At 43.9% G+C, this 16,158-nt stretch carries 14 protein-coding genes; 13 read left to right on the top strand and 1 reads right to left on the bottom strand.

All coding sequences use genetic code 11. From position 1 onward, the window contains the following. The first annotated feature begins 70 nt into the window (after nt 1–70). From BLV00_RS05130 to BLV00_RS05105, 6 genes are all read left to right on the top strand, one after another. Nucleotides 71–1,645 carry a benzoate-CoA ligase family protein gene (locus tag BLV00_RS05130; RefSeq protein WP_093043093.1) on the top strand — a complete coding sequence of 525 codons (1,575 nt, stop codon included), beginning with the start codon at nt 71–73 and terminating at the stop codon, nt 1,643–1,645. A 326-nt stretch (nt 1,646–1,971) separates the two neighbouring features. Further along, on the top strand, nt 1,972–3,183 hold the full coding sequence (locus BLV00_RS05125) for an ABC transporter substrate-binding protein (protein ID WP_093043091.1): 1,212 nt from the start codon (nt 1,972–1,974) through the stop codon (nt 3,181–3,183). A 28-nt stretch (nt 3,184–3,211) separates the two neighbouring features. Next, complete coding sequence (locus BLV00_RS05120) at nt 3,212–4,084, top strand: branched-chain amino acid ABC transporter permease (protein WP_093043416.1); 873 nt, start codon at nt 3,212–3,214, stop codon at nt 4,082–4,084. Further along, on the top strand, nt 4,084–5,061 hold the full coding sequence (locus BLV00_RS05115) for a branched-chain amino acid ABC transporter permease (protein ID WP_093043089.1): 978 nt from the start codon (nt 4,084–4,086) through the stop codon (nt 5,059–5,061). Before BLV00_RS05120 ends, BLV00_RS05115 begins: the two co-directional genes overlap by 1 nt. Nucleotides 5,062–5,077: 16 nt before the next feature. Continuing rightward, complete coding sequence (locus BLV00_RS05110) at nt 5,078–5,842, top strand: ABC transporter ATP-binding protein (RefSeq protein WP_093043087.1); 765 nt, start codon at nt 5,078–5,080, stop codon at nt 5,840–5,842. Continuing rightward, nucleotides 5,842–6,534, top strand: a complete 693-nt coding sequence (locus BLV00_RS05105; protein ID WP_093043085.1) for an ABC transporter ATP-binding protein — start codon at nt 5,842–5,844, stop codon at nt 6,532–6,534. The genes BLV00_RS05110 and BLV00_RS05105 overlap by 1 nt, the downstream gene beginning before the upstream one ends. Nucleotides 6,535–6,590: 56 nt before the next feature. Here BLV00_RS05105 and BLV00_RS05100 read toward each other — a convergent pair whose 3' ends face one another. Next, nucleotides 6,591–7,652: an SDR family oxidoreductase gene (locus BLV00_RS05100; protein WP_093043083.1), complete on the bottom strand. Its 1,062-nt coding sequence runs from the start codon at nt 7,650–7,652 to the stop codon at nt 6,591–6,593. 292 nt (nt 7,653–7,944) lie between these two features. On the opposite strand from BLV00_RS05100, the gene BLV00_RS05095 reads away from it, so the two are divergent. The 7 genes from BLV00_RS05095 (at nt 7,945) to BLV00_RS05065 (ending at nt 16,010) form a co-directional block, all read left to right on the top strand. Further along, nucleotides 7,945–9,270 carry a phenylacetate--CoA ligase family protein gene (locus BLV00_RS05095; protein ID WP_093043081.1) on the top strand — a complete coding sequence of 442 codons (1,326 nt, stop codon included), beginning with the start codon at nt 7,945–7,947 and terminating at the stop codon, nt 9,268–9,270. Between the two features lie 224 nt (nt 9,271–9,494). After that, on the top strand, nt 9,495–9,896 hold the full coding sequence (gene paaI / locus BLV00_RS05090) for a hydroxyphenylacetyl-CoA thioesterase PaaI (RefSeq protein ID WP_093043079.1): 402 nt from the start codon (nt 9,495–9,497) through the stop codon (nt 9,894–9,896). A gap of 329 nt (nt 9,897–10,225) precedes the next feature. After that, entirely contained in the window at nt 10,226–11,374 is a 1,149-nt protein-coding gene (locus tag BLV00_RS05085; protein WP_093043077.1) for an acyl-CoA dehydrogenase family protein, read from the top strand. Beyond that, on the top strand, nt 11,374–12,489 hold the full coding sequence (locus tag BLV00_RS05080) for a CaiB/BaiF CoA transferase family protein (RefSeq protein ID WP_093043075.1): 1,116 nt from the start codon (nt 11,374–11,376) through the stop codon (nt 12,487–12,489). The genes BLV00_RS05085 and BLV00_RS05080 overlap by 1 nt, the downstream gene beginning before the upstream one ends. Beyond that, the gene (locus tag BLV00_RS05075) at nt 12,486–13,634 is read left to right on the top strand and encodes a thiolase family protein (RefSeq protein ID WP_093043073.1); all 1,149 of its coding nucleotides are present in this window, start codon (nt 12,486–12,488) and stop codon (nt 13,632–13,634) included. Before BLV00_RS05080 ends, BLV00_RS05075 begins: the two co-directional genes overlap by 4 nt. A gap of 3 nt (nt 13,635–13,637) precedes the next feature. Further along, nucleotides 13,638–14,405, top strand: coding sequence for a 3-hydroxyacyl-CoA dehydrogenase (locus tag BLV00_RS05070; protein WP_093043071.1), 768 nt, complete (start codon nt 13,638–13,640; stop codon nt 14,403–14,405). Between the two features lie 51 nt (nt 14,406–14,456). Next, nucleotides 14,457–16,010, top strand: a complete 1,554-nt coding sequence (locus BLV00_RS05065; RefSeq protein ID WP_093043069.1) for a fatty acid--CoA ligase — start codon at nt 14,457–14,459, stop codon at nt 16,008–16,010. Nucleotides 16,011–16,158: the final 148 nt, after the last annotated feature.

Raw genomic sequence — 16,158 nt, 5'->3', positions numbered from 1 at the left:
ATAAATCTGCCTTAGCTCTTTCTAAAGCTATTGTTTGAATGCGTTTTCAAATATAGATGGGAGGCTAACGATGATTGAATCTATAGAACAGCTCCGGGGTTTGGAGAAACACTATAATGCTGCAGTACACTTTGTAGATAGAAATGTGAAGAATGGAAATCATAATAAAACAGCTATTATTTGCGGGGATGAAGAGCTTACGTATCAGCAGGTACAGAGCCTTATGAATCAGTTCGGGAATGCTTTGAAGTCAATTCATGTCGAAATTGAAAATCGTATCTTAATATCCACAGCGGATTGCCCAGAGTTTGTCGCTTCGTTTTTTGGTGCTTTGAAAATAGGAGCCGTACCGATACCGGTTAATAATAAAATACAACCCCAGGATTATGAATATTTCCTTAATCACAGCCGGGCTAAAGTTTTTGTCGTTCACAAAGATATTTGGGAAGAAATAAAAGAATATAAATCGCGTTTTCTTTTCTTGAAGCATGTCATTGTTTTATCAGATGAGACCCCTTATACGGAAGAAATTGATTTTTATGAATTTATAAATAATCGATCCCCAGAGTTAGAAACAGCCTATACATCTTCAGAAGATACGGCTTTTTGGTTGTACAGCTCTGGTAGTACAGGAAAACCGAAAGGTGTTATCCACAGACAGGGAAGTATGGAAGCAGCTTTCAAAAATTATGCCTCAAATATTCTAAATATTCGTGAAACGGACCGGACATTTTCAGCTTCCAAGCTTTACTTTGCTTATGGACTAGGGAATGGACTGTACTTTCCATTTGGTGCAGGTGCAACATCGATCATGTTGAAGGACAAGCCGACCCCGGAAAATGTATTTAAGGTTCTCGAAGAACAACGCCCAACTATTTTCTTTGGAGTCCCGACCTTATACGGGGCGATGATAAATTACGTGAAAAAGACAGGTCGGTTACCTGATCTTTCGTCAGTAAGGGTTTGTGTGTCAGCGGGTGAAGCACTCCCGGCTTCGTATATTGAAAAGTGGAAAGATTTGTTCGGCATCGACATCCTCGACGGCATCGGATCGACGGAAGCATTGCATATTTTTTTATCTAACCGAAGCGGAGAAGTGCAGCCGGGAAGTACAGGTCGGATTGTCCCTGGCTATCAGGCGAAAATTGTCGATGAAGAAGGGAAAGAAGTCGAAAAGAATGAAATTGGTGATCTGGTCATCAAGGGAGACAGTATAGCTACTGCTTATTGGAACAACCTTGAGGAGAACTACCATAAATTCCGAGGCGAATGGATGTTTACCGGAGATAAGTATTATGAAGATGAAGAGGGATGTTTCTGGTATTGCGGACGTTCAGATGACATGCTGAAAGTCGGAGGTATTTGGGTCTCTCCAGTTGAAATCGAATCAACTTTGCTGGAGCATCAATCCGTACTGGAAGTTGCTGTTGTAGGTGAGAAGGATCAAGATGGTCTTCTTTATCCAAAAGCTAACATTGTACTGGTTGATAGCGGAGAAGCCTGCGATGATTTGTGTGAAGAACTTAAGCAATTTGTCAAACAGAAATTGGCTCCGTATAAATATCCCAGAAAAATCCAATTCATTACAGATTTACCTAAGACAACTACCGGGAAAATCCAGCGATTCAAATTGAGACAACCATAGTAATAAAAGATAACTCACTTATTTTTAATGCTGATACCTAAATAGAGAGGGGCTCGATTGGGCCCTTTCTTTTTATGATGTTTAATTATGAAATAAAAACGAAAGTTAAAATAACGTTTGTTTATTTGATGTTATTAAGTAGTTAAGTAGCTATAACATCAAATAATAGAAATATTTCATAATGTTTTAATGACGAAAGTACAAAAAGCATTGTAATTTTCAGAATATTAGGATACTATAAAACTACCAATAAAAAAAGAGGAGGACAGTTTTTTGAAAGCGGTTTCTAACTTAGTCACATTAAAAAACTTGCGAGGGGGAAAAACATGAAAATCACTAAGATAGGGTTCATTTGTACCATCCTGTTTGTACTTGTGTTATCTGCCTGTGGGAATAGTGCAATTCAACAGTCAGGGGGTTCGGGAGGAGAAGCTGATGCTTCAGAAGACAAGGTCAAAATTGGAGCAATTCTACCGTTTTCCGGGGTCTATGCTTCCCTTGGAAAAGATCTGTCAGATGGAATGAAACTGTACTTTGAAAGTGTCGACTGGGAAGCTGGTGGCAAAAGAATTGAGATGATTGAAGAAGATACAGGGGCAGACCCTCAGGAGGCGTTGAAGCGGACGAGAAAACTGATCGACCAGGATGATATCGACATCTTGACTGGGGCCGTAAGTACAGCTGTCGCCTACGCAATCCGTGACGAAATAGTTACGAATAAGCTGCCTTACTTAACCTCCCATGCTGGAGGGAATGATTTGACGAGGGAACAGAAAAGCGATTATATATGGCGCTCCTCTTTTTCTTCCTGGCAAATCGGCAATTCCATGGGGAAATGGGCTTATGAAAATATCGGTGACCGCATCTATGTAGCTGCTGCCGATTACGCTTTCGGAAGAGAGGTCTCTGCTGCTTTTATGGAATCGTATAAAGAGGCGGGAGGAGAGGTAGTCGGTCAAGTGTATCCACCACTTGGAAACAATGATTATGCTTCTTACTTGACTACTATACGTGATTCCGACGCAGATGGTGTCTATGCTTTCTTTGCAGGCAGTGATGCAGTGCGTTTCGTTCAACAATACGAAGAGTATGGACTGAAAGATAAGTTTCAACTATTGGGTTCGGGGTGGCTTGTTTCTGAAGATTTAAGAGAATCCATCGGAAATGCAGCAGAAGGAGTCCATGCAGCAAGTTTCTGGGATTACAATCTGGAGAACGAAGAAAATGGTAAATTCACAGAAGCCTATGAGGAAGCCTACGACAGACGGCCGACCATCGAGTCTTTGGAAGGGTATGATGCCGCTCGGATATTAGTAGAAACGATCGAAGCACTGGATGGAGATGTATCAGATCCAGAGGAAATAGTAAAGGCGATGGCGGCTGTAGAGTTCGATAGTCCTCGGGGACCGTTCGCTTTTGATCAGAATACCCATCATGTCATACAGGATATGTATATCCTTGAGACAATACAAGAAGAAGGACGTACAGAAAATAGCATGATCGATCAAATAGAAAATGTACAGGACCCTGGAAAATAATCAATCAACAACGTTGGAGGTGGACAAAATAGATATTCTCATTGCTCAGATGGTCAATGGACTGTCTTATGGAATGTTGCTGTTTGTTATTACATGTGGCTTAGCTCTTGTATTCGGAATTTTAGGAGTTCTTAATTTAGCACATGGATCTCTATACATGATTGGAGGCTATGTCGGTTATTCAGTAACAGCCACGTACACACAAAGTTTTTGGCTGGCACTCTTGACAGCGCCGCTTGTCGTAGCTTTTATAGCCTTGATCATGGAAAGGACATTACTGCACTATACGTATAAATTAGGGCACTTGTCGCAAGTTCTTTTGACTCTGGGAGTTGCTTATGTATTTCATGACATCGCTAAGATAATCTGGGGAACGAATGTCCTTTCCATTCGTGTCCCGGAATCATTGGCAGGATCGGTTTCCATTGCTGGTCAATTATTCCCGCTTTACAGGCTGGTGATCATTGCTGTGGGGATAGTGATTGCTGTGGGGATTTGGTGGGTACAAAATAAAACTAGATGGGGTGCTATCATCAGGGCCGGATTAAGCGATCGTGAAATGATTGGAGCATTAGGCGTTAATATCAGTTTGGTATTCACCTCTGTTTTTGTACTCGGTGGTATACTTGCCGGTTTTGGCGGCGTGGTCGCTGCTCCAATTCTTGGGCTATATCCAGATATGGAGTTCCAAACGCTTATTCTTGCTTTGGTCGTGCTTGTCATCGGCGGGCTTGGTTCCATTGCAGGAACGTTTACTGCAAGTATTCTGGTTGGAGTACTTGAGACATTCGGCCGTTATCTGGTCCCCGAGTTGAGTATGTTCCTCGTTTTCACACTGATGGCCATTATTCTCGTGTGGCGCCCAAATGGCCTATTAGGGAAGCAGGTGGCTGAAGGATAATGAAAATATACTTAAAATTTTCAACCGCTCTTCTGTTGTTCGCTGCTTCACCTTTTATTTTAACTTCTTTTCATATCAACCTGCTGACTGAAATTCTTATATTTGGAATTTTTGCCCTTAGTTTAAATGTCATTGTGGGTTATACAGGTTTGGTTTCCCTTGGTCATGCAGCCTTTTTTGGTGCAGGGGCTTACACGGCTGGCATCATTGCACAAAATATATCGGCAAACTTACTTTTCACGTTAGGGGGAGCGGTTTTACTCTCTGTCATTCTTGCCTGTATCATCGGTCTCTTTTGTTTGAAAGTAAGCGGGTTCTATTTTCTGATGCTGACCCTGGCATTTTCCCAAATGGTATATTCATTTGTCTATCAGTCTACTGGATGGACAGGCGGATCGAACGGGTTATCTGGTATCCCTAACCCGATTTTGTTTGGATGGGAGCTATCAAATACTGTCTGGGTATTTTATGTGGTAGCCTCGTTATTCCTGGTTGTGTATGCGATTCTTGGCATCATAACTGAATCCCCTTTTGGGAAAGTATTGGTCGGTATCAAGGAAAATGAAAAGCGATTAAAATCAATGGGTTATCACACAAATATCTATAAATATGCAGCCTTCGTCATCTCTGGTATTTTTGGCGGAGTGGCAGGTGCTTTATATACGTATTTCAACGGGTTCATAGCACCAAGTGATATTTATTGGACGATGTCAGGGACTGTACTGATCATGGTATTGATCGGTGGTGCCGGAACGATGCTTGGACCGGTTCTTGGGGCTGCATTGATAGTCCTACTTGAAACAATCGTTTCTACTTATACAAACATGTGGATGATGATTCTGGGAGCAGTGTTCATTATATTTGTCATCTTTTTTCCATCAGGGATATACGGGATTAGCAAAGATATTTTTAAAGGTATACAAAACCATACAGTACGTCCCAAAGTTAAAAACATAAGTAATGAAAAAGTTTCATAGGAGGGCGAGAAAATAGATGTATGAGGAAACTATATTAGAGGTGAACGCTATCAATAAACGGTTTGGTGGTCTTGAAATTCTAAAAGAAGTATCCTTTGATGTCTCCCGAGGAGAGCGTATAGGCATCATCGGACCGAATGGAGCTGGTAAAACCACTTTTTTCAACCTGTTGACCGGCGATCTTACTCCGACGCAAGGTACCATAGCTTTCCATGGAAAACACATCACAAACGAGCCTAATTACAAGCGGACAAGGCGAGGAATCGCCAGAACCTTCCAAAAGAATAATCTGCTGGAAAAGTTATCGATATTCGAGAATCTATTATTGGTACTTCAACGGAAGCATGGAATAAAGAGTACCTGGTTCAAAGTACGAAATAACCGATCCTATCGAGCTCTTTATGAAGAAGCTGAAGCATTGTTGGAAACCTGGGGACTTCATGGGCGAAGAAATACGAAAGTCGAAAACCTCTCTTATGGAGAGCAAAGGCAAATTGAAATCATGCTTGGAGTAGCTACAGATCCATCGGTGCTTTTATTGGATGAACCAACAGCCGGCATGTCACAATCAGAAACGGACTATATTGTCGAACTACTTAAAAACCTTCCGGAGGCCTTGACCTTGATGATTATTGAACATGACTTGGATGTGATTTTCGGTTTATCTGACCGGATGCTGGTTTTATACAATGGGCATGTGCTGGCCGATGACACGCCTGAGGCTATACGTGACAATCAGCAAGTCAACGAAATATATATGGGGAAAGCGAGGGTGGTTTGATGCTACAGATTAAAAACTTGAATGCCTATTATGGAGAAAGTCACGTGTTGCATAACCTTTCTTTGAAGGTTGGACAAGGTCAGGTCTGTGCCATTTTAGGGCGTAATGGGATGGGGAAAACAACTACTATATATTCCATTATGGGAATGGTTCCAAAAAGGGAAGGTACAATAGAGGTCGCAGGACGAAATATGGTAACAGCCAAAAGTTACCACATCTCCAAGTCAGGGGTCGGCCTGGTACCTCAGGGCAGGAGGATATTCCCCAATTTGACAGTGAAAGAGAACCTGCTTACCACAAAAACGAATACCGAAAATGGATGGAAGCATGATGATGTTTTTAAATTATTTCCCCGTATAGAAGAACGCCAGCATTCAATGGGTGGAAATTTGAGCGGTGGAGAACAGCAAATGCTTTCTATTGGAAGAGCGCTATTGACAAACCCAAAACTCCTCCTTCTTGATGAACCTTCTGAAGGACTTTCTCCATTGATGGTGCAGGAAGTAAGTAAAATTATCAGGCAATTAAAACAAGCAGGCCTTACGATGCTGCTAGTAGAGCAAAACTTGGCGATGGCCAAAGAAATAGCTGACTATATATATATTTTAAATAAAGGCAGGATTGTCTTTGAAGGCGCTGTAGAGGAATTCAATGGCGATATTCAAAAGAAGCATCTTTCTCTCAGTTCCTGATAGGAAAATAGAAAAGAGGCCCCCTTTGATAGTAAGGGCGGCCTCTTTTATGGTGACTAACTTTCCGTTGTAAAATAGGCGTGAATGATCATTTCCAGCATTTCTCGTGACATATGGAGATGATGGATATCGGTGCCGTTAATCAACTTTTTTGTATTGTCATCTTTAAACGTGATATCACTAGCTAAATAAACTTTAAACGTATCGATCATTTCATTCAATTTTTCTTCTTCTGGACTAAGCTCATAATTATGATGGTCGTCTACTGTAGTCAATCGGTGGAAACCCAAAGCGTCCTGGAACATATCGAGCACTTCTGCGTTGGTCGGAGGGTTTGGATTGGTAATATTATAAATTCCGTAAGGTTCTGCTTTCGTTATAGCAAGTGCTAATATTTCCGCTACATAATCGACTGGAACAAAATTAGACGTGCCAATCGGGTTGGCGACCACACGGTAAACCCTATTATTTCCAGACTCATTTTTACGTACGATTCTACGTCTGAAAATATCCAATGCCCGCATAAAGCCGTAAAGCGTGAACTCCGAATCCGCTTCCCCGGTTTTTGAATCCCCCACAATGATGGATGGCCGGAAAATGGACACATCCATTTCATCTCCATAGCTGAACACGAGGTGTTCAGCTTTTACTTTACTCTCTTCATAAGGGTTATGGTAGCTGTCATCCTCCGGGTAGAGAACCTCGACTCCTGTGTGCCTTTTTCCGACGGTATAGGCGGTACTTACATAGAAGAATTTACGCACCCTGAGTTTTTTAGCCAGTTCCAGGGCATACTTTGTACCCTCGTAGTTGATGGCAAATAACTCCTCTCGTAGAGATTCATCAAATTTTACCAGAGCCGCGGAATGGTAGAAGCAATCAATTTTGCCAGTGAGCGAGCTGATAAGTTCATCTTCCATGCCGAAAGATGGAAGTGTGATGTCGCCGGTTATCAAATGGAGTCGGTGTTGTTCTTCAGTAGTGAAGCTGTCTTTCAACTGTTCTGCTTTTTTACGATTTCTTGCGAGGATATATAAGTGGTGGCCTGTCCCGTGGATCAGTTCTTTCATGACTTTTCCTCCGAGAAAACCGGTGGAGCCAGTTAATAATATATTCAAAGGTGTTCACTCCCGTAATTCATTTCCCTTATTCTTTCCCGATAAAAGATACTGACGAAACTCCTCGGTACCTGCTCCGCTAAAAATACTGTATTTTTTCTTTCCTGTCAAAACTTCATTTAACCCTATTAATTTCAGAAAATTCGAAAATAACATTGACTTTCTATTATTTTAACGGTAAATTTAGTGTTAAATAACATAATATTTATATGTCGTATTATTTACGTCATATTATAAGTCTATTTGTTTGGTGGTGTCTTGGGCTAATACAATGCAAGGGGAGAGATGGGGAATGATATTGCACGGAGTTGAAAGCGCTTCATCAGAAGAGATGAAAGGACTGCAGTTAAAAAGGCTTCAGGAGACCGTTCACCGTGTCTATGAAAATGTACCTTATTTCAAGCAAAAGTTTGACGAAATGGGGTTAGTACCTGAGGATATTCGTTCGCTGGATGATGTAACCAAGCTGCCGTTTCTGGAAAAAAAAGCCCTGAGGGATAACTATCCATTTGGATTGTTCGCAGTAGATCGTAGTGAGCTGGTGCGTATCCATGCTTCTTCCGGCACCAGCGGAAAGCCTACCGTTGTCGGCTATACGAAAAATGATATCTGCATGTGGTCGGAATTGGTTGCACGGGCAATTACGATCGGCGGCGGTAAGCCGGGCGAAGTACTTCATAACGCTTATGGTTACGGGTTATTTACAGGTGGCCTGGGGCTGCATTGCGGAAGTGAAGAATTGGGAATGGCTACTGTCCCGATTTCAGGTGGAAACACAGAACGCCAGATTAGCTTGATTGAGGATTTCAAACCGACTGTCATTTGCGGAACACCATCTTACCTTTTGAACATTGCCGAGCATATGGAACAGGACGGAAAAGATCCCCGTCAGACATCGTTGAAATTTGGCATATTCGGAGCTGAACCTTGGTCAGAAGAAATGCGACGTACCCTGGAAGAAAAATTCGATATCAAGGCTTGTGACATTTATGGGTTGAGTGAAGTGTTAGGGCCTGGGGTGGCGATGGAATGCCATGAAGCACAAGACGGGCTACATATTGCAGAGGACCATTTCCTCGCTGAAGTCATCGACCCTGATACACTTGAACCTGTACCGGATGGTGAAGATGGTGAACTGGTTTTCACCAGTTTGACGAAGGAAGCATTCCCGGTCATACGATACCGGACCGGTGATATTGCTTCTTTGCAGCGCGGCAAGTGTAAATGCGGAAGGACGACTGTCAAGATGTCCAGGGTGAAAGGGCGTATTGATGACATGCTGATTATCAGAGGTGTAAATGTGTTCCCTTCAGAAATTGAACATTATCTGTTGAGTGTAGAGGGCATCGTCCCTCACTATCAGCTCCATGTCTTTAAAAAGGGAAGCATGCAGCATGTAGAACTACAAGTCGAGGTAGACGAACCCTTTTTCAATCAGATCGAGGAAGATTTGGATCACCCCGACGTAGGGAAGCTTGGTAAGCACATACAGAAAGTGATGAAAAATAATTGTCTTATTTCCGTGGAAGTCAAAGTGCTTGGACCGAAGTCGGTTCCACGCTCAGAAGGAAAAGCAGTGCGCATTGTTGACCGTACCAATGATACGATCGAAGTATAAAAAGAGTATGTATATGATGAATATATTCGTCCGGTTAAATTACCGTAATGGAATTGCGTGCTCAAGGGAGAATAGATTTAATGACAGATTCGTTGCAATTTAAATTTCTGGACTATCAATCGGAACCATGCAAAAGTTTCCAGTGGAAATGAACGTAAAAAAAAATTAAGGAAGGAGGGGACGTCAAAAAGGATGTCCCTTTCCTGTATGGGGGAGAATGAAAAATGAAAGAAGCGATTTTAGAACGGGTCTCCAGAGACCCGTATGCCAGATTCCTGGGAATAGAAATTGACCATGTCGGTGAAGGAGCAGCGACAGTTTCGATGACGATTACAGAGAATATGATGAATTTTCATGGTGCGGCTAACGGAGGCGTCCTATTCTCCCTGGCAGATGTAGCATTTGCGATCGCCAGCAATTCTTATGGTCAGACAGCGGTCGGTATCAATGTAAATATGAATTATATGCGCGCGGGCATGCTTGGGGATAGAATTATTGCTACGGCCAAGGAAGAATCAAAGAACCCGAAGCTCGGCCTGTACCGGATGATGGTTAACAATGAAGCTGGAGAGCTGCTGGCAACTGCTGATGGGATGGTTTACCGTAAAAAAGAGATATTTGCGTAAAAGACGGACATGATGATGTCTGTCTTTTTTACACTTTAAGAAAGTTTAACTTTGTTAAAGGATTAAAATATAAGAAATTACTAAGGCTTTCGCCATAAGTACTTGGCGACAAGCCAAGTTTTAATAGAAAAAATGCCTGGGAAGAACATTGACCTGTTAGGGAGGAACACGCCTGAATTAAGTCAGAAGGTTACTGAAATAATTCGTAAGACAGCTTAAAAAGGGGCGTATAGTAACTAATCAGGAATAATTATTTCCCCTTACTGCAAAATAAGGTAAACTAATTATAGTCTGAATATTCATACGAATTAAATCCAAGGGGGGAGAACATGAAGGCAGCTTATATAAAAGAAGAGCATGATATGTTACGAGAATCATTGCGCAAGTTTTTAGAGAAAGAAGCTTATCCCTATTTTGAAGAATGGGAGCGGAATGGGCTGATTCCCAAATCTTTTTGGGAAAAGATGGGGGCACAGGGGTATCTATGTCCATGGCTGGATGAAAGATATGGAGGGGTTGAAGCAGACTTTGGTTACTCGGTTATCATCAATGAGGAGCTGGAGAAAGTAGGAACCGGCCTGATTGGAATCGGATTACACAGTGACATCGTTGTCCCATATCTGGAGCAGTATGGTACAGAGGAACAAAAGAAGTGTTGGCTGCCTAAATGCGCGGCAGGAGAAATTATAACAGCGATCGCTATGACGGAACCTGGTGCTGGTTCTGACCTGGCTGGCATCAAAACATCGGCAGTCCGTGACGGAGACAACTACATAGTAAATGGAGAAAAGACGTTCATCACGAATGGCATCCAGGCAGACTTAGTGCTTGTCGTCTGTAAAACTAATCCGAAAGCAAAGCCCGCTCATAAAGGAATAAGCCTGCTAGTGGTCGAAAAGGATAGTCCTGGTTTTTCGAAAGGGAAAAAACTTAGTAAAATTGGCTTACATAGTCAGGACACGGCTGAATTGATTTTTGAAGATGCCAAAGTACCCGCCTCTAACTTGATCGGCAAAGAAGGCGAAGGTTTCTACTATTTAATGAAAAATCTCCAGCAGGAGCGGTTGATTGTAGCTATCGGGGGAATCGCTGCATCGGAAAGGATGCTGGAAATCACTACGCAATACGTTAAAGATCGGAAGGCATTCGGGAGAAGTATTGCATCATTCCAAAACACACAATTCAAGCTGGCAGAACTCGAAACAGAAGTAGAAATCGGCCGGACATTCCTGGACCGCGTGGTAGATTCCCATATCAAAGGGGAAGATGTCGTCAAAGAAGTTTCCATGGCGAAGTGGTGGATTACCGATCTGACTAAAAAAGTGGCGGAGGAATGTATGCACCTGCATGGCGGCTATGGCTATATGGAAGAATACGAGATTGCAAGAAGATATCGGGATGCACCCGTTTCCGCTATTTATGCAGGGTCCAATGAAATCATGAAAACAATCATCGCGAAAAAGATGGGGTTGGAGTGATGGAACGGATGCTGGAGGGAATCCGTGTCCTGGACTTTTCGAGGTATCTCCCGGGCCCTTATGCTACATTGAGGCTGGCGGAAAAAGGGGCCGATGTTGTGCTGGTGGAACCACCTGAAGGTGAGCCGGCGCGAAGTTTGAATAGTATAGCCTTTGCTGTAAACAATCGAATGAAAAGAAGCTTAATGCTTGATTTGAAAGACGCAAATGACCAGGCTACAGCGTTTGAACTTGCTTCAACTGCCGATGTTATCGTAGAAAGCTACCGTCCAGGTGTTATGAAACGGATGGGCCTTGACTATGCAAAAGTACAGGAGCACAATCCCGGTATTGTCTACTGCTCGATTTCAGGTTATGGTCAGGCTACTGCCCAAATGAATACTCTGGCTAGTCATGATTTAAATTATATGGCCCTTAGTGGAATGCTGTCGCAACTGAAAGATAAGCAGGGAAAGCCAGTACACCCTTCGATCCAGATTGCTGATTTTCTCGGCGGTTTGACCGCGTCTGAGATGATACTCTCTGCGCTCGTAAACCGTTACCGGAATGGGGAAGGCTCCTATCTCGACGTTGCACTGACGGATGGTCTTTATGCGATGTTAAATACCAACGTTGCCCTTGCAAAAGAAAGTGGTTATAACAAAGGAATTAAAGAAATCAGTGGAGAAAAAGTATGTTATCACATCTATGAAACGATGGATGGACGTTATATCGCCCTTGCCGCATTGGAACCTAAATTTTGGCATTCATTTTGTCAGTTTGCTGGAAGAAGTGATTGGATCAAACATCAATTTACACGTGCGGAAGAGGGTTTTTCTATTTTTGAACAAGTAAGCGCTTACTTCCGTTCTAAGCCATTGGAAGAGTGGACGGAAATTTCGTTACAGGTGGATTGCTGTTTGACTCCAGTATTGGAAGTAGGAGAACTGGAACATCATCCATTATGGAAGCAGCGTGTGATGGAGATCAGGGAAGGCGGCTTGACACAACTGGCCACCATGTATCCAGTGCCTGCCACGAGTAAACGCTCCCCCAAAAAAGGAGAGCACCAAACAGAAATAGTAGAAACATGGCTCCAGAAAGGAGTCCATTCAACAGGAGGAGATAGCAAATGAGAGAAGTTGTCATCGTTGAAGCGTTACGCAGTCCGGTTGGAAGGAGAAAAGGGCTGCTGAGTCAAAAGCGGCCAGACGATTTATTAGGAGATGTTTTAAAGGAATTGTTGGATCAGGCGCAGGTTGATCCGGCGTCGGTGGAAGATGTGATTGCAGGCTGTGTGTCCCAGGTCGGGGAGCAAGGGATGGATATCGCGCGTACAGCAGCCTTGATAGCGGGATTCCCGAAAGAAGTGCCCGGAGTGACCATCGACCGCCAGTGTGGGTCGAGCCAGCAGGCGGTTCATTTCGGAGCCCAGGCGATTGCCAGTGGTGATATGGAAACAGTCGTTGCCTGTGGCGTTGAAAATATGACACGCGTGCCAATGTTCTCTAATATTCAAGGGACGGAGCACAGCAAAAGACTTACGGACAATTATGAAATCATCAATCAAGGGCTGTCTGCAGAACGGATTGCTGAGCACTGTGGCTTTTCAAAGCAGGAGCTAGACCAGTTTGCTGTAGAAAGCCATGAAAAAGCACTGAAGGCAATAAAGGAAGGACGTTTTAAAAAAGAAATCATGCCGGTGACCGATAGGAATGGAACCGTCAATTTAATGGATACCGATGAAGGACCGCGGCCAGGAACTTCGCTCGAAACGTTGGCAGAATTGAAACCTGCTTTCAAAGAAGACGGAAAGATAACGGCCGGGAACGCCAGTCAAATCAGTGATGGTGCATCGGCAGTATTGCTGATGTCCCGTGAAAAGGCGGAGCAGTTAGGTTTGAAGCCACGATTCAGGATTGTAGCAAGATCTGTAGTTGGTTCGGATCCTACATTCATGCTGACGGGGCCGGTTCCTGCCACTTATAAAGTGTTGCAAAAAGCTGGGCTTAGTTTAGAAGATATGGACTTGTTTGAAGTGAATGAAGCCTTTGCGCCGGTTCCTTTGTTCTGGCTGAAAGAGACAGGTGCAAATCCTGCTAAGCTTAATGTCAATGGAGGAGCCATCGCACTTGGTCATCCTCTCGGAGCGACAGGAACGAGGCTGATGACCACCTTAGTCCATGAATTAGAACGGACAGGAAAGCGGTACGGCTTGCAGGCTGTCTGTGAAGGAATGGGAATGGCAAACGCAACCATCATCGAACGATTGGAGGAATAATAAATGATGCTTAAAAATATCGTAGCAATCGTGACTGGCGGCGCTTCCGGACTTGGAGAAGCTACTGTAAGAAAAATTATCACAGCTGGCGGAAGAGCAGTGATTGCGGACCGAAATGAGGAACGTGCCGCAGACCTGGCCCAGGAACTTGGTGATCGTTGTCTGTTTCATACGACAGATATAACTTCTGAACAGGATATCAGCCAGCTGCTGGACTTGACAATCGATCAATTCGGAAGTCTTAACGCGGTCATCAATTGTGCCGGCATTGCTATTGCCGAAAAAGTTGTCGGGAAAGAGGGGGCCCATGATTTAGGGAGCTTTTCTAAAGTGATCGAGGTCAATCTGATCGGTACTTTCAATATGATCCGGCTGGCAGGGGAACGGATGCAAAGCAATGAGGTCAATGCTGATGATGAGCGCGGGGTCATCATCAATACAGCTTCCGTCGCCGCATTCGAAGGACAGATTGGACAAGCAGCCTACAGCGCCTCCAAAGGTGGAGTAGCCAGTATGACATTGCCGATAGCACGAGAATTTGCCCTCTATGGGGTGAGAGTCATGACGATAGCGCCGGGTTTATTTGAAACACCAATGTTCGCGACGCTTCCGGAATCCGCTCGTGAGGCGCTTGGTAAGATGACACCGTTCCCGAGCAGGTTAGGACGGCCGGCAGAATATGCCGAGCTTGTGGCAAGCATCATTGGTAATCCGATGTTGAACGGGGAGGTGATCCGGTTAGACGGAGCGATTCGGATGCAGCCAAAGTAAGGACAGTAGAGATGACTGGCAATTCAACTTTTAATAAGGGGAGACGAATCGATGGGACCAACTTTGCGTAGCATGTTTGAACAGACGGTGGCGAAATATCCGGAGAAAGAGGGATTAGTTGATGTTCGCTTAGGAAAACGGTGGACGTATCGTGAGTGGGATGAAGAAGTCAATTGTCTTGCCAATACACTGAAGGATGCTGGAGTCGGTAAGGGAGATAAAGTATCGACCGTTTTATTCAATACAGCAGAGTTTGCGACTACGTTATTTGCCTGTATGAAAATAGGAGCAGTTTTCAACCCGATCAACTTTCGTTTGACCGCGAAAGAAATCTCGTTTATCTTGCAGGATGCCCAGCCTAAGATTGTCGTATTTGAAAAAGCGACCCATCCCCAGGTAGAACAAGCAGCCGGGGAAGTGAAGAGTGTTCAGTTTTGGTCGATCGACCAGCATGATCTTGACTTTGCCGTGAATTATGAAGCCCAGATGGAGGGAGCTTCCCGGGAAAGGCCGGACTGTGAGCTGGATGAAAATGACCTATACGCCATCATGTACACCTCAGGTACGACCGGTCTGCCGAAAGGGGTGCTGCACACGCACCGCGACATGATCGATCAGGCGTTGATTATGGGGACGGTTATGCAGGTGACCGACAAAGAGCGTGGACTAAGTGTCGGTCCCATGTTCCATTGTGCCGAGCTGCACTGCGCCTTTTTCCCACGGGTGATGATGGGAGGCGCCAATATCATCATGCATCATTTCGAAACTAAGTCCGTGATTCGGACTGTCAAAGAAGAAGCGATCACTTCCTTTTTTGCTGCCCCGACGATGTGGAATATGATGCTGCAGGAAGACTTGGCTGAAGCTGACTTTTCCGCGTTGAATAAAGGTTTGTATGGCGGTGCTCCAATGGCGCCGGCACTAGTGAAGAAGTTACACGATACATTGGGAATCCGTTTATTTGAAGCTTATGGTATGACGGAAATGGGACCAGCCATTACAGTGCTGACCGAGGATGAACAGATTGATAAAGCTGGATCGGCTGGGAGACCTTTGTTGAATCATGAAGTAAGAGTGGTTCGCACCAGAGAAGACGGACCAGCAGATCCAGCAGATATTTGCGAACCAGGGGAGCTCGGAGAAATCATCGTCCAGGGTCCAAGTATGATGCCAGGTTATTATAACCGTCCGGAGGCGACTGAGGAAGTAATGTATAAAGGCTGGTACCATTCCGGTGACATCGGTTCCTTTGATGAAGACGGGTACCTCTGGGTCAGCGATCGTGTCAAGGACATGATTATCTCGGGTGGCGAGAATATCTATTCACGGGAAGTAGAGGACGTCCTGTTCGACCATAGCCAGGTAATGGATACTGCTGTCATTGGTGAACCAGACGAAATGTGGGGAGAACGTGTCGTGGCTTATATTGTAAAAAAAGACGATTCACTTACGGAAAAAGAGTTAGATGAGTTCTGTACCGCCAATGAGCGGCTCGCAAGGTATAAGCGTCCTCGGCGTTATGAATTTGTCGATGAATTGCCTCGTAACGCAAGTGGTAAGCTGCAGAAATTCAAATTGAGGGAAGAATTGATGAAAGAAGTTTAATTGGTTTAAATAGAGCCGGAGACAGATATATCAGAAATGCTAAAGTAATTTTACAAATAAAAAAATAGATTGATCCCCTTTATTGCCTGAAGTTAGAGACTTCGGGCTTTTTTATGTTCTCTTTGATACTGGTCATGATTACCCTGAA

It is taken from the genome of Thalassobacillus cyri, assembly GCF_900107755.1.
GTDB classification, from domain to species: domain Bacteria; phylum Bacillota; class Bacilli; order Bacillales; family Halobacillaceae; genus Thalassobacillus; species Thalassobacillus cyri.
This window is presented reverse-complemented; position numbering and strand designations above follow the sequence as displayed.